This window comes from Streptomyces sp. NPDC094034, assembly GCF_040303865.1.
In the GTDB taxonomy this organism is placed as follows: Bacteria; Actinomycetota; Actinomycetes; order Streptomycetales; family Streptomycetaceae; genus Streptomyces.
In genome coordinates, this window is the sequence record NZ_JBEOUD010000067.1 from 1 (window position 1) to 13,279 (window position 13,279).

The following is a 13,279-nucleotide window of genomic DNA, read 5'->3' on the forward strand; positions in this document are numbered from 1 at the left end:
AGACTTCCTCCACACCTACAACCACCACCGCAGCCACACCGCACTCGCAGGCCAGCCCCCGATCAGCCGCGTAAACAACGCTGCGGATCAATACAGCTAGCGCGTCACGCAATGCGGCGACGGTGTCGAATGGCATGTGGTGAATGCTGGCGAGGCACGAGATGAAGTCGTAGCGCGCTTTGGGAAGTTCGGCTTCAGTCACGTCCGCGTGCTGGAAGCGCGGACTCCGGTCACCGGTCATCCGGCCGGACAGCGCGCGAGCCTCCGCGATGGCCTCTTCAGACGGATCGATCGCATCGACCTCTATGCCCAGGTGAGCGAGCCGACGCGCGAACTGGCCGGTCCCGCACCCCACATCCAGTGCCGCATCGCAGTTCTGCGGCACTTGGCGCAGCAGCAAACGGTGATAGTGCTCGTTGTGATCAAAAGGCATGGCCCCGACCCTGCCACAGCGGACGCACTCGGCCTCACCTTCCACCATCAAGACCCCTACGGTGATCTGCGTCACGCCAGCGGGTCCGGAATGCAACACAAGCCGGGCCGTTGCCTACGAAGTAGGCCAACCTCGACCTAGTGGCGGCACATTGGGACGATCTGCTGCGTCTTGCCTGGTCACGACTGAGGTACGGGCACGCCACCGCCTCCCTGATCGTCGGCAAGCTCTCCGCATCCTCCTGGCAGAACGCCCTCGCCGCGGCGCGGGAGGAGTACAGCGCCAGCCGGCGGACGATCTACGCCGCGAAGTATCTGTCCGATCCCGCCTACCGGCCCAAGATCGCCCGGCAGCTGAACAAGGGCGAGTCCATCCACTCGCTGCGTCGTCAGCTCCGCTACGCCCGCGAGGGCAAGGTCACGCGGCGTCAGCCCGAGCAGCAGAACGAGCGGGCGTGGTGCCTGACGGTGGCGACGAACGCGGTGGTCTGCTGTGGCACACCGAGTACATGGGCCTGGCGGTCACCAGCTGCGCACCGTCGGTCGCGAGGTGGAGCCGAGGTGCTGGCGCACCTCTCCCCCGGCCCGCAGCTCGGTGGTCAGCTACTACGGCTCCATCACCGTCGACTACGAACGCGAACTCGCCCAGCTCGATGACTCGATAACCGGGGACACCGGCCGCTGCGGGCCGTGGCCGCAAACGACCCGGCAGCCGGACTGTAGACGGCGCCCCCGAGGGAAGGCGCTGGCCACCGGTGGAGGCCGGGTGTCCACCGGAGTGCGGCGCCCGCAGGAGACCGGGAGCGGGCCCGTTCGGGCGGAACGCACCGGGGACGCCACTGCGGACGGGCCTGGCAGCAGCGCAGGCACGGGTGTCGACTTCAGCTGACCGGGTCGGGACGGCCACAGCATGCGGGACGATCTCCATTCATGGTGAGATGGCCCAAACGCCGCCCCGACCCGGACGGTGACCCCGGCGCCGGGCACGCCGCAGACGCAACGAGCGGGCCGTCGGTAGCCGCCACGGGCACCGGTCACGCTACCGCCCGTGACGGCGCCACGGCGGTATCCGGCTACACACGGCGGTATCCGGCTACACAGGACCGGGCCCGGGGACAGGGCACCAACGAGGGCCTGGACGCCGCCCGCGCTCGGGTGCCGGGGGAACAACAACGCCCCGACAGCACCGCCCCGATGAGGGATTCGGACGCTCTCGGGGCGGCCGCACCCGCAAAATCCATCTCACCGGGAAAGGCGGACGGCGGCCCCTGGCCTTGCTGATCACGCCGGGCCAGTGCGGCGACGCCCCGCAGTTCATCCCGGTTATGGGCCGCATCCGGGTGGGCCGGCTCGAAGGCGGTCGCCCCCGCACCCGGCCCGACCATGTCGGCGGGGGCAAGGCGTATTCGTCCCACCGAAACCGCCGCTACCCGCGGCGGCGCCAGATCAAGCACACCATCCCCGAGCCGAGGAACCAGCGCGCCAACCGCCAGAGCCGGGGCAGCAAGGGCGGTCGGCCCACCGGCTTCGGCAAGACGATCTGCAAAAGGAGGAACGAAGTCGAGCGAACGACCAACAGGCTCAGGAACTCCCGGGCCGTGGCCACGAGAAACGACAAGCGTGCCTACATCTTCCACGGCACCATCACCGTCGCCTCGATGCGACTCCGGCCCCGGCTCCGGCCCCGGCCATGACCTGCCCTTCCCCGCACGACATAGTCAGTTGACGCGCACAGCAGACACCGATTTCCTGGTCCGATGAACGACCTTCGTGTCAGAACGGTGGACGACGACGCCTCGATCCGCGATTGGCGGTACGCCCACAACGTGATCGTCCCCGGCGACATTCTGTCGCTCGACGACGTCCGTGCCCGCACAGGCCGCAACCACATGGAGGTCGCCTACCTCGGCGATGTCCTGATCGGCTGCACCACCGTGCGCCCGCCCACCAAGGACAACGGTGCCACCGCGACGGTCATCGCCCGCGTTCTGCCCGAACACCGCCGCCACGGTCTCGGCACCCGACTCTACGAACGCGCCCTGGGCCAGGCCCGCGCGCTGGACGCTCAGGTGATCGAGACCGTAGTGCTCGCGTCAAATCCGGACGGGCTGCGCTTCGCCGAACAGCACGGCTTCATCGAGGTCGAACGCTACCTGCTCCGCGAGGGCGACACCGTGCCCTGGATCGACCTGCGTCTCAGCTGATCCGCCGGGCAGTCCCTAGCCCCAGCAGAGGCTGGGTGCCTTGTGGGTCGTCAGTACTGTGACTGAGCTTTTCAGGTGACCGATGAGCGCTCTACTTGGCGGACGAGCAGCGCGGTTGGCGGTCAGCATGGCTGATGCGCGGGTTTCGTCGGGCCCGAGCCTCGATGCATGGCGGGCAGAACGAAACGGCAGGCCGCCGTCTCAACGGGTTCTACTCCAAACAGCCGTAACCGTTAGTCAGCAGGAGCCCGCCCGGCCCGTTCTTCTTGGATTCCAGGCGGGGCCTCCTCGCGTCGCTCGGGTCACTCGATCCGCCAGTCGAGGCGATTCACCGGATCTCCGCCGGTCACCACAGGCACCGCGAACAGGTCGGGCGCGGTGATGGTTGGCGGAACTTCGATCACCTGGGGAACGTGCCGGTACGTTCGCCCGCGGCCCCGGACACCTGAGCCGGATTCAAGGGAGTCGGCGATCTCGTCGAACAACTCACCCAGATTCCGCCATCGGATCACGCCCCACACATCGGATCCTTCGAAGTCGATCTCCCGGACCGTTCCGTAGGTGTCGCCAGGCCGATGATCCACCGCCAGGTACTCCCCGGTATTGGTCACCGCGACGGGGATCCAGAACTCGTACGCGTCTGGCGGGTCCCACGGCCCTTCGGGTCCCTCGGGTTCCAGATCGTCATCCGTGAATTCGCTCCGGAAGTCATCGAACGCCTCCCGGAAATGCTCGGGTCCGCCTCTCATTCCCTCGGCCTTGACCGGGGAGTACCGGAACGGCCAGATGGAACATTCCTGTATGGCGCCGTCGTGAATGTGAAGCCACTCCACGAGATGTGGATGAAGCGAGTACGGGACGGTGTCCTGGAGGGCCCGGATGGCCTCTTCGGAGGCCGGGGGGCGCAGGGCTTCGAGGTCACCGACGCATTGGTGCTGGTGAAGCCAGTTCTCGATGCGGCGCCAGGCTTGTACAACATCGCTCATGGCGCCCACCATACGAACGGCTGAGGAACAGGGGGGATGAGCCGAGGGGGAACGAGGGAGGGACGGGCAGGAACGGCGCTCGGCACGATGAGCACTTTGACAGCAGCTTGTGCTGCCGATGCCAGACCCCATCCTGGGAGACACGCGTCGGTTCGGAACGACTGTGCTCAATGTGTGCGAAGTACTGCGGGAACTGCGGCCGAAAACCCGCGTTCCATCTGGGCGGGCTACCACATGGCCTGTGTTCCATGTGCCGGGGAGGGGGGTGCCGACGACGCGGCCAGTTCCTCTCGTAAGCCGACCACGATGCCGGGCGCGCGGACTGCCAGACCTGCGCCGCAGGCGTTCAGCTGATCGAAGGGACCGGCCCCCTCGCAACCACCCCCGCGGGCACCGCTCTCATCCACGAAGCAGAACACCTGCTCAGCCTCTTGGACGCGGTGCGATCCCCCGTTGCCTGACCTGCGGCTCGACCAGCATCACGGCGGTCCCCCTCGACGTCGGAGCCGAGGACCAGACAGCTCCCGTCACTATCCTGTCGGTACGCACGATGCCCCGGGCCACCTGAGCCTTCCGCACCCGCGTGCCCGGCACATCCCGGGGGCGGGGCCGGGACGACTGAGGGCTGCGGCCGGCGACGCACGTCGCGGTTGACGAGGTTACGAACCCTCCGAATCCTCCATGAACGCGGCGGCGTGGTCGGCGGCCCAGTGGCGAAACGTTCGCGGCGCCGTACCGAGGATGTCGGCCACCGCGGTGGTGACGTACGCGGGCTGTCCGACCGCCGCGCTCCACGCGGCGAGCAGCATGTCGACGACCGAACTGGGCGCCGTGCCCTCCGACAGGCTTCGGAACTCGTCCGGAGTCATCTCCTCGAATGCGATCCGGCGCCCCAGGACGTCACCGATGACGCCCACCTGCGCGGCCTGGGTCAGCGACTCGGGGCCCGTAAGGACGTAGTCGCCTCCGACGTATCCGTTCTGATAGAGCGTCCGCGCCGCGACGGCTGCGATGTCGCGGTCGTCGACCGGTGCCGTCTCGGCAGCGCCGTAAGGCCACCGGACGACCTCGCCGGCCCGGATCGCGGACGCCCACCAGGCCAGCGAGTTCGACGCGAGCATCCCCGGCCGGATGATCGTCGACTCAAGTCCGGTGGTCGCGATGAGCCGCTCGATGTCGGCGTGCAGCACCGCCATGGGATTGGGCTGTTGGAAGAAGGGGTGCGGCGTCTGATGCGGGGAGGAGAGGAAGACGACCCGCCGCACGTGGGCCGCCAGCCGCCCGACGACTGCCGCGGCGGTCTGAGGCGGGGCGGTCCAGACGAGGAAGACCGCCCCGGCGCCATTCAATGCCGGTTCGAGCGTCTCGGGCACAGTGAGGTCGCCGGTGAAGACCTCGACCTTCGCCGGCAGCGTCGCCGCCGCCTCGGAGCGATGGGCGAGGGCACGGACCGGCACGCCCGCGTCGAGGAGTTGGTCGATGACGACGCGGCCGATCCGGCCCGTCGCCCCGGTTACGAGCACGGGAGGAAGGTCCATCTGATTCATGCCGCTCATGAAAACGTTACTCGGTTAAAAAAGCAACTCGGTTATGAATGTTACGCTGGTGAGATGAGCGAGCCGACGGGACTGCGGGCCCGCAAGAAGGAGCGGACGCGCGACGCCATCGGCGACGCGGCCATCTCGCTGTTCCTGGAGCGCGGCTTCGACCGCGTCTCGGTCAACGACATCGCCGCGGTGGCCGAGATCTCCAAGCCGACCCTCTTCCGGTACTTCCCCACCAAAGAAGACCTGGTGCTGCACCGGTTCGCAGACCACCAGGGCGAAGCAGCACGCGTCGTACGCGACCGCAGACCCGGCATCAAGCCGGTGACGGCCCTGCACCGGCACTTCCGGGCCGGGCTCGATCGGTACGATCCCGTTACCGGCCTCAACGACCATCCCGAGGTGGTGGCATTCCATCGGCTGGTGTTCACCACACCGAGCCTGGCGGGACGGCTCACGCGGTACCAGCTCGAGGACGAGGAGGCACTGGCGGACGCCCTCGGCGAAGGCATCCAGGCACGCCTGCGAGCCGCCCAGGTACTCGCGGTCCAACGGGTACTCGCCCGGACCAACTGGCAGAAGATCGCCGACGGTCGAACCGCCCACGACGTCCACCCCGAAGCCGTAGCCGACGCTGACCAGGCATTCAACCAACTGCGGTGACAGGCGAAACTCCCGGTCGAAGAAGGCTCCACGGCCCTGCGCACACGTTGCCACGGGCCCGGTCAGGCCTGCCGGCAGCCACCGCCTCGTCGGACACAGGTCGCCAACTTGGTCTCGATCTTGGCACCGGCCGGGCGCGACAGCACGGCCCTTGCCGAAGGCAGCGGCAGCACTGTCAAGCCCTCGCTGGCCACATTCGGCCCCGCCCCGGAGCCACTTGAGCAGCTCGTCCTGGGCATCGCTCCGCAGCGGATCGAGACCGCCGACTGAACAGCTCCCGAGACCACTGTCAGCCGTCCGAACCGGGCCTCAGTCCACGGTCCCACCCGGCGCTCGCCGTCTATGGCCAGCGCCTGGCGCAGCACGCTACGAGCACACCGCTGTGCACGGGCCCGGGACCGGCTGGGACCTGCACGAGTACCGGCACTCCGTCCTCACCCACCTCGGCGAGCAGGGCGCCTCCCTGCTGATGCTGATGGCCAAGTCCCGGCACAGGAAGCCGGAGAACGTCCGCCGGTACTTCAAGCCCTCCCACGAAGCGATCTCGGAGCTCACCAGCCTCCCCGCACCCGGCAACGCACGGCGCTAAGTCACCCGTTCGGGAAAGGCCGCGAACTGGGGCCTTTTCAAGCCAACTTGCAGCAGTCTTGTCGCCGCTATTCCTCCCTACAAAACAGACTGTCATCGGTCACTGCTGGGGTGGCCGGGTAGACCGGACGGAGCGGGGCAATGGTGTTCCTGGATGTGTCGGAGATCGATCGTCGCGTGCGGAATGAGGTGACAAGGCGGGGTCTGTTCCTCGTCTCGCCCGAGGAGGACGACAGGGATGTCTATGTCTTCGTGTGTACGGATCCGAACCCGAACGACTGTGGGTTCACCAGAGTGGGGCACGTGGTCGGCATGGGGACGTCGGGCGATCTCTGCAACCCTTATGTGATGGACGGTAGGGACACGAGTCCGGCGGTATCGCTCACGATGGTCCGGGGGGTCTTCAGGAGCTGGGAAGACGGGATTAGGGCCGTGCTCGACGCGTACGACAGGTGGACGTGAAGCACTTGTCGTAATTGCCTGAGCCATAAGGCTCCTAGTCGATCCTGTTCACGGTGCCGTGTGCGTGTCGGTCAACGCGGACGGGCCGGAGAGAGGCAGGGCAACTTCCCCGACTGACCGTGGTCATTCGTCGTCGGCGGCGTCCGGGCTGCGCAGGGGCCGCAGCTCGCGGGCAGCTCGGGAAGCTGGAATGAGTAGCGGCCCAGCAGGTTCTCATCTGGACGATTCTCCGGGTGCGGGGTCGGTCAGCAGCGGTCGTCAGGGCCGAGTTCGGCGCTCTCGCCGAGGTCGGCGAGAAGGCCACGGATCCGGCCGGCGATGGCGTTGTGTCGCTCGACCTCGCGGGGCCGGCCGCGCTCGACTGCGTCCTGAGCGAGTCGCTGCTCGCGGGCGAGCCGGGACCGCAGGCGCGGGGCGTACTCACTGGTGGTGAGGAACGTCGAGCAACGGAGGTAGAGATCGCACTCGCGGGGCCCTTCAGCGGGTGCCCACAGGCAATGGCCGAGTTCGAGTTCGGTCTTGAAGAAGTTGGTCTTGAGCCAGTTCAGGGTGTCTTCGCCGATCCTTCTGCTCAGGAGCTCCTCGGCGGCAGGTCCCGCGACCCGTCCGCCGGCGGCGATGACGTTCTCGTACTGCTCCTTCAGAACGGGGTCGTTGATGTGGGAGTACGTGGCCGACATCCGCGCGTTGCGGTGCCCGAGGACAGCCATGATGGTCTGGATCTGAGCGCCCCCTTCGGCGAGCTGGGTGCCGACCGTGTGCCGAAACCGGTGGGCCAACACCGTGGGGTTGTCGTCGCCGTCGACGAGTCCAGCCTTGCAGATCCAGGCGATGGTGCACGAGCTGAGCACGGTTCGGCAGATGGACCGGCCCGGCGCCGGTCTGCTGCGCCGGCTTCGTCAGGAGCAAGCACGCAAGTGCTACGTCGGCCTGGCCGTGTTCAGCGGCCCGCAGCTGGTGGGCGAGGCCGAACTGCGCATGTGGAAGCAGGACATGACGGTGGCCATTCTGCTGGAGTTCGCGGTCGGCGACATGCGCCGCGACGACGTGCAGTCGGCGGTGACCCGCCTGGAGATCGTGCACGCCGCCACCTCCGCGGACCTCACGGAGTTCAAGCAGAAGACGGCTGACGGGGAGCGGAACGACCCTGGCAGCCCGTGACCGCGCAATGCGAAACGCCTCGCCCCCCCGGCAGCCTCAATGCCGGTGTGAGCGCTTCAGTTGGCGGGCTGAGTTTCGGTCGCTACCCCCTGGCCCAGGGCAGGAGCAATTCTTTGGTGGCCAAAGCCCTCTCACGGGCGGGGTGGTGGCGTGGGGCGGGTGGCGAGGTGGTCCTGGAGCTCACGATGGCGGAACTGGTACGCCGTCCCGGACACGCGCAGGACGCCGAGTTGGTAGCAGTGATCGAGGAAGCGCCCCAGTCGCCACGGTAGATTTCTGCGTGTGCGCAAGAGGAGCGCGAAATACCGCAGGGCTGCCGCACCACCTGCGACAGGAAGGGTAAATACGATAAGCCCGATTACCGTTCCGATGGAGAGCGCTCTCCAGTACAAGTCGGGTTCGTGCTCGATGTGGATTTCGGAAAAGAAGGGGATTGTGAGCAATAGCGCGAACTGGGAGAGGAGGAGGAATCCGACGGTTGCCACGGGCCCGAAAGCGACTGCAGCGGTGAAGTCTTCGCGGATGAGGTGATGCGGAGCGACTCCTGCACGTTCTCGCTTGGTCATGAGTCCGAGTGCAACGCCGATCGCAAGCCCGAGGGGCAGCCCGGTCGCGAGTCCCTCCCCTAGGTGAAACTGGATGTCACCCGAAGAAAGATGATAATCGTCATTCTGTGAAAGATCGTACACAACAAATGCGGAGATGAACGCTATTCCGATCGCGATACCGGCCGCCAAACCCTTGGCGAGAGCGTGCCGGGCGGTAGAAGTGCGAAGACGGTTCAGATCGAATCGTCGCGGTTCCGGCCATGCGGGACGATATAGCACTACCCAGAAAAGCGATAGCAAGGGCCAGACCATCCCCACATTGATCGCGCCCCAACCTTTACGATAATCCAGCCAGACAATACCGGTCATAAGCATCGGGAATGCCCCGACCAGAACGCGTTCGGTCCACCGTGTCCAGTGCTTCCCGCCCAGAGGCCACAGCTCATGGAGGACGAGATCGGTCCCGCTCAGCGTGCGCCCTGCAACGCGACGCGGCGAGCCGTCTCCGAAGTCTCTGTTGGTTTTGAGGTAGCGCGCGAGGAATGCCAGGTGCCGCCAGGTGGCGTCAGCATCCAACCGTGGACGACCGTCTGCGCCCGACGGACGGGACGTGTCGCCCGTCGCCCGGTGGGGTGCTGCCACGGCGGCACTGATGAAGTGGTCCAGGAGGTACTCGTACAGATGACCTCCGGCAGCCCGCGCGAGGAGGTCGGCAGGATCGCGCAGATACCGTCCCTCGGTGTCCCGCTCCTGGAAGACGGTGGCGGCCAGAGTCAGACGCCAGGGCGTGTCCAGTGCCTCGGCCAGCAGAGTGCGTTCCGGGGGCACCGTGGTGGCCGGGGTCGTCGCCACCGCGTCCAGGGCGGCGAGGATCGGCTGCCAGCGGGCCTGGCCCTTCTCTGTGCCGGCGACGCGTTGCGACAGGTAGCCGTGGGCGCGGGCGGCATCGACGCGGGCCACCGCGACGTGGGCCACGGTCCGGGGCTCCGCCTCTGCTTCCACCAGAGCTTGGTAGTGGGCGTGCCGGCAGGTCACGACGACTGGGCAGTGTGTGCCGCCGTGCTCGAACTCATCGATTTGACGAAAGAGTTGAGCGGCGCGTGAGCGATAGCCGGGGGCCGTGCCCGGGTCCACTTCGTCCAGGCCGTCGATGACCGGGAGGACGAGGTTGGCTTCCACGAGGCGGGCGGCGTCGCGGCGGGGAAGCTGGTAGACGTCGGTCAAGTGGGTGCGTAACCAGGTACGGATGTCGCTGCCGGGCCAGGATGCGGCGGTCAGGCGTACGGGCACCGGGTCCCGCTGGGAACGTCCCTTGGTCAGGCCCAGGATCAGGGACAGGGCGAGCACGGTCTTGCCTGTTCCCGCGTCACCTGCGGGCCGCCCGTCCCGGTCGGCGGAAGGTGTGCCGGTGATGACCATCCGCCCAGGCCGCAGGCTCCGGTAGAAGTCGGCGATCTCCTCCAGCGTTCCGGCGGGGCGCGAACCGTCCACCCCGGCGGCCGTGACCGTGAAGGCGAGGTCGATCCGTCCGTCCGGCGCCGCCCGCCCGCTGCCCAGTAGCTGCCTGTACTGGGTGCCCTCGGCACGCTCCACCCGCTCGGCGAACTCCTCCGCGATCAACGGAGCCGTGCGCTGGGCCCGCAGGGCCCGAATGCCTGCCCACGAACCCCATCCCCCGAGAACCACACCCACCAGGCTGGGCAGAAGCGCCAACACCCCCGCCGAGTCAGGCTTCTCCCCCTTCGTCTCCGGCAGCTCAGTCACCGTCCACCACAGACCGACCAAGCACACCGCAATGCTCAACACCACCGCCGAGATTGCCCCGGCACGCCCCTGACGAATCACGAGCACATCCTGCATCAGGGTGCAGCCAAGGGAACAACCGGACGGAACTACCCGAGCATCCGATCTGATCACACTTCGGCCGACAATGACCTTCCGACGGTGCTCGTGGGTGGCGCAAAGGGCTCTCGGACGGTCCTGCCAGGGGCGCGGGCAGCCTGCGCATTACCCGATTACGACACCAAGCACTCTGGTCGCCGACTCACATGCACACTCGCCAACTGAAGCGATCAGTAACCGCCAGGGACGAGGCTCTTGTGTGGAAGCTGGCCTACGGCTCGACCTGGATGTGCTCCACGTCGGCGAACTCCACGCCCAGGCCGCGCGCGGCTGTTGCCGCGCGAGAACCTTCAGCATCTGGAGAACGAAGCGCTCAACGCCGCAGCGCCGCGCCGGGTGGTGGCGGTTTCCGATCACAGCGCGCCGGAGGACGCGGACCGTCCCCCTTTGCATTGTTCAGGGAGCGGCGCGACGGACCGAGACAATTCGTCGCACCGCTCATCCGGCCGTACTGCTCAAGGCGGCGTCAGGTCAGGAAGACCGGGGGATTCTCGCCCCGCATGCGGTAGTCCGGGCGAGGCCGCTCCAGCCGGATCGACTCCAACACGGTATACGCGTGGTACTTGGTCTGGGTGGTGGCACCTGCCAGCCGCTCCCACCAGAGCTGGCCGTTGCTGGTCGTCTTCTCAAGGACGTGCCGGGTGGTGTAATTCGCCATCGAGTTGATCCAGTTCTCGGTGCCGACAAACATCCTGTTCCAGCCGGTGCTGGTCACGATGTCGACGAGCGCGTCCGAACGGCTGAATCGCTCGACCGCCGCGGTCGCCCCCTCAAGCACGTCCGCGAAGTACTCCACGCACAGTTTCACCTGCTCGTAGGTGCCGTAATGCATGTGATGTCCGCCGACGAAGAAGTCGAAGTCGTATGCGAGAATCTGCGACTGCGCCTCGTACCAGCCAGAGATGTTCTGCGAGGCGTCGCAGTGCATGAACGTCACGCTTCCCGGACTTATGATGTCCACGGCAGTGAGCACCTTCTGCTGTGGTGCGTAGATGAAGATGTTGCCCGGGCAGTGGTTCTCGCCCCTGTAAGAGAGCTCCAGGCTCACGCCGCCGACTTCGAGGACGAGCTCGTCGTCAAATGTCCTCGTGGGGAGGGGCCGCTTCGGGTCGGGGAAGCGCTCCAAGAGATCCTTGGTGATGCGGTGGGCGACGATCTCGACGTCGGGACCGAACACGGAAGCCGCGCCGATGTGATCAGCATGCCAGTGACTGTAGATCACGTGGGTCACCGGTTGGTCGGTGACGTCCTCGATCGCCGCCAGCATGTTTTCGCCCAGCGTCGGCGGTGCGTCGATCGCGACCACGCCCTGCTCGGTCACCACGAATGCGGCGTCGTAGCCGGCGCTGGTGACCCAATAGAAGCCGTCGCGCAATTCTTCGACGTGGTAGCCGTACTTCTGGAAGTGCTCGCTCCGGAAGTAAGGGGGGTAATACGCCTCGGGGTCCGTCGGGTCGTCCGCCCCCGCTTGAGGGAAGCCATAGTGGTCGATCGCGTAGAAGCTTGAGGTGTTGTCAACGCTGATGGGTTTCTGACTGCTCTGGCACATCGGCGAGATGCCTCTCTCTGTGGAAAATCTGTCGAACGGGCGGGCTATCCCGGTGACGTGAATCGAAGGATCGCCTTGGTGGCGCGGCCAGAGACGGCGTCTTCGAACGCGGTGTTGATATCGGAGAAGTCGTAGAAGGACAGCAATCGGTCGATCGGGAACCGGCCCGCTCGATAGAGCTGGGCGAGATCGTTGATCAGTAGCGACGAGACAGCGTCTCCCTGGATGATGCCCTGCAACGACTGGCCGACCGTGAGCCGACCGGCGTCGATCATGGCGCCTGTGCCTTCATGGAACGCGACGAAGCCGAATCGGCCCAGCGGTGCCAAGGCTGCGACCCCGGCATCCAGGTTCTCCGTGCGGCCGCTCGTATCGAGGACGTACTCCAGGCCGCGCGCCTCGATGGCGCGGAGTGTGCCGACCAGGTCCTCGACCTGGCCGGGGTTGACGATGTGCGTCGCTCCGAGATCGAGGGCGAGTTCGAGCCGGTGTGCATCGACGTCGACGGCGACGATCGTGGTAGCACCCGCGACGCGAGCCGCCATGACCGCCGCCAAGCCCACCGCGCCCACGCCGAACACGGCGAAGGACGCCCCCGGCGGAACAGCGAGGGCCTTGAGCACGGCCCCCGCGCCTGTCTGTAGTCCGCACCCCAACGGAGCCATGACGTCGAGGGGCAGATCACGGGGGACCTTGATCGTGTTCCGTTGGTGGGTCAGAGCGTAGGTGGCGAATGAGGACTGGCCGAAGAAGTGACCGTGTGGCTCGGCACCGTGGGCGACGTGCAGTGCGTTCGAGCCATCCAGGCGGGCACCCGCGAAGTTGGCTGCCCAGACGTTGTCACAGTAGGCCGCGTGGGAGGACATGCACGGCTTGCAGCGGCCACACGAGTGGTACGACAGGACGACGTGGTCGCCGGCCTCGACGGTGGTGACAGCGGCCCCCACCTGTTCGACGACTCCCGCACCCTCATGCCCCAGCACCACCGGTAGTGGCGTCGCCATACGTTGCGCCCGCACATGGGCATCGGTCGCGCATATTCCGGTCGCGACCATGCGGACTACTACCTCGTCGGGTCGCGGGTCTTCGATCTCGATGTCACGCAATTCGAACGGCCCGTTCCGCGTCTCAAGAACGGCGGCGCGCGCGGACGTGGTCATGCGTCGTGAGCCTCTCGCATAGCACCGCGGGCGCCGTGGTGACAGAGGACAGAAATCATCAACGACTCCTGGATCGGGGT

At 66.8% G+C, this 13,279-nt stretch carries 12 protein-coding genes and 4 pseudogenes; 9 read left to right on the top strand and 7 right to left on the bottom strand.

All coding sequences use genetic code 11. The features are described from left to right. Positions 1-100: pseudogene (locus tag ABTZ59_RS34605) on the top strand (IS481 family transposase); the annotation flags it as partial. Here ABTZ59_RS34605 and ABTZ59_RS34610 read toward each other — a convergent pair. Next, positions 95-433: pseudogene (locus ABTZ59_RS34610) on the bottom strand (class I SAM-dependent methyltransferase); the annotation flags it as partial. The pseudogenes ABTZ59_RS34605 and ABTZ59_RS34610 sit on opposite strands and share 6 nt — an antisense overlap. Positions 434-573: 140 nt before the next feature. Here ABTZ59_RS34610 and ABTZ59_RS34615 point away from each other — a divergent pair. The 3 genes and pseudogenes from ABTZ59_RS34615 to ABTZ59_RS34625 all read left to right on the top strand — a co-directional run bounded on the left by ABTZ59_RS34615 (position 574) and on the right by ABTZ59_RS34625 (position 2,636). Further along, complete coding sequence (locus ABTZ59_RS34615; protein WP_351424016.1) at positions 574-1,089, top strand: Tn3 family transposase; 516 nt, start codon at positions 574-576, stop codon at positions 1,087-1,089. A gap of 518 nt (positions 1,090-1,607) precedes the next feature. Further along, a pseudogene (locus ABTZ59_RS34620) lies at positions 1,608-2,126 on the top strand (transposase); the annotation flags it as partial. 63 nt (positions 2,127-2,189) lie between these two features. Next, a complete protein-coding gene (locus ABTZ59_RS34625) occupies positions 2,190-2,636 on the top strand; it encodes a GNAT family N-acetyltransferase (RefSeq protein ID WP_351424022.1) in 447 nt (148 codons plus the stop codon). A 302-nt stretch (positions 2,637-2,938) separates the two neighbouring features. Here ABTZ59_RS34625 and ABTZ59_RS34630 read toward each other — a convergent pair whose 3' ends face one another. Beyond that, complete coding sequence (locus ABTZ59_RS34630) at positions 2,939-3,622, bottom strand: SMI1/KNR4 family protein (RefSeq protein WP_351424027.1); 684 nt, start codon at positions 3,620-3,622, stop codon at positions 2,939-2,941. Between the two features lie 659 nt (positions 3,623-4,281). Further along, a complete protein-coding gene (locus tag ABTZ59_RS34635; RefSeq protein ID WP_351424035.1) occupies positions 4,282-5,169 on the bottom strand; it encodes an NAD(P)H-binding protein in 888 nt (295 codons plus the stop codon). Positions 5,170-5,232: 63 nt separating this feature from the next. On the opposite strand from ABTZ59_RS34635, the gene ABTZ59_RS34640 reads away from it, so the two are divergent. The 4 genes and pseudogenes from ABTZ59_RS34640 (at position 5,233) to ABTZ59_RS34655 (ending at position 6,879) form a co-directional block, all read left to right on the top strand. After that, positions 5,233-5,829 (top strand): TetR/AcrR family transcriptional regulator, encoded by a 597-nt coding sequence (locus ABTZ59_RS34640; RefSeq protein WP_351424037.1) that lies wholly within the window; start codon positions 5,233-5,235, stop codon positions 5,827-5,829. Between the two features lie 108 nt (positions 5,830-5,937). After that, entirely contained in the window at positions 5,938-6,099 is a 162-nt protein-coding gene (locus ABTZ59_RS34645; protein WP_351424040.1) for a hypothetical protein, read from the top strand. Between the two features lie 28 nt (positions 6,100-6,127). Continuing rightward, positions 6,128-6,418: pseudogene (locus tag ABTZ59_RS34650) on the top strand (site-specific integrase); the annotation flags it as partial. Between the two features lie 140 nt (positions 6,419-6,558). Next, positions 6,559-6,879 (top strand): hypothetical protein, encoded by a 321-nt coding sequence (locus ABTZ59_RS34655; protein ID WP_351424043.1) that lies wholly within the window; start codon positions 6,559-6,561, stop codon positions 6,877-6,879. A 245-nt stretch (positions 6,880-7,124) separates the two neighbouring features. Here ABTZ59_RS34655 and ABTZ59_RS34660 read toward each other — a convergent pair whose 3' ends face one another. Continuing rightward, a complete protein-coding gene (locus ABTZ59_RS34660; protein ID WP_351424048.1) occupies positions 7,125-7,730 on the bottom strand; it encodes a tyrosine-type recombinase/integrase in 606 nt (201 codons plus the stop codon). 10 nt (positions 7,731-7,740) lie between these two features. Here ABTZ59_RS34660 and ABTZ59_RS34665 point away from each other — a divergent pair, with 10 nt between their 5' ends. Beyond that, positions 7,741-8,040, top strand: coding sequence for a hypothetical protein (locus ABTZ59_RS34665; RefSeq protein ID WP_351424055.1), 300 nt, complete (start codon positions 7,741-7,743; stop codon positions 8,038-8,040). A gap of 131 nt (positions 8,041-8,171) precedes the next feature. Here ABTZ59_RS34665 and ABTZ59_RS34670 read toward each other — a convergent pair whose 3' ends face one another. From ABTZ59_RS34670 to ABTZ59_RS34680, 3 genes are all read right to left on the bottom strand, one after another. Further along, entirely contained in the window at positions 8,172-10,448 is a 2,277-nt protein-coding gene (locus tag ABTZ59_RS34670; RefSeq protein WP_351424058.1) for a hypothetical protein, read from the bottom strand. Between the two features lie 508 nt (positions 10,449-10,956). After that, positions 10,957-12,039, bottom strand: a complete 1,083-nt coding sequence (locus ABTZ59_RS34675; protein WP_351424060.1) for an MBL fold metallo-hydrolase — start codon at positions 12,037-12,039, stop codon at positions 10,957-10,959. 44 nt (positions 12,040-12,083) lie between these two features. Further along, positions 12,084-13,199, bottom strand: a complete 1,116-nt coding sequence (locus tag ABTZ59_RS34680) for an NAD(P)-dependent alcohol dehydrogenase (RefSeq protein ID WP_351424063.1) — start codon at positions 13,197-13,199, stop codon at positions 12,084-12,086. Between the last annotated feature and the right edge of the window lie 80 nt (positions 13,200-13,279).

Bases quoted from the DNA above. Each gene is read 5' to 3' on its own strand.
- ABTZ59_RS34665 (WP_351424055.1), top strand. From the start codon at position 7,741: ATGGACCGGCCCGGCGCCGGTCTGCTGCGCCGGCTTCGTCAGGAGCAA.
- ABTZ59_RS34675 (WP_351424060.1), bottom strand. From the start codon at position 12,039: ATGTGCCAGAGCAGTCAGAAACCCATCAGCGTTGACAACACCTCAAGC.
- ABTZ59_RS34680 (WP_351424063.1), bottom strand. From the start codon at position 13,199: ATGACCACGTCCGCGCGCGCCGCCGTTCTTGAGACGCGGAACGGGCCG.
- ABTZ59_RS34630 (WP_351424027.1), bottom strand. From the start codon at position 3,622: ATGAGCGATGTTGTACAAGCCTGGCGCCGCATCGAGAACTGGCTTCAC.
- ABTZ59_RS34625 (WP_351424022.1), top strand. From the start codon at position 2,190: ATGAACGACCTTCGTGTCAGAACGGTGGACGACGACGCCTCGATCCGC.
- ABTZ59_RS34640 (WP_351424037.1), top strand. From the start codon at position 5,233: ATGAGCGAGCCGACGGGACTGCGGGCCCGCAAGAAGGAGCGGACGCGC.
- ABTZ59_RS34635 (WP_351424035.1), bottom strand. From the start codon at position 5,169: ATGAATCAGATGGACCTTCCTCCCGTGCTCGTAACCGGGGCGACGGGC.
- ABTZ59_RS34670 (WP_351424058.1), bottom strand. From the start codon at position 10,448: ATGCAGGATGTGCTCGTGATTCGTCAGGGGCGTGCCGGGGCAATCTCG.
- ABTZ59_RS34655 (WP_351424043.1), top strand. From the start codon at position 6,559: ATGGTGTTCCTGGATGTGTCGGAGATCGATCGTCGCGTGCGGAATGAG.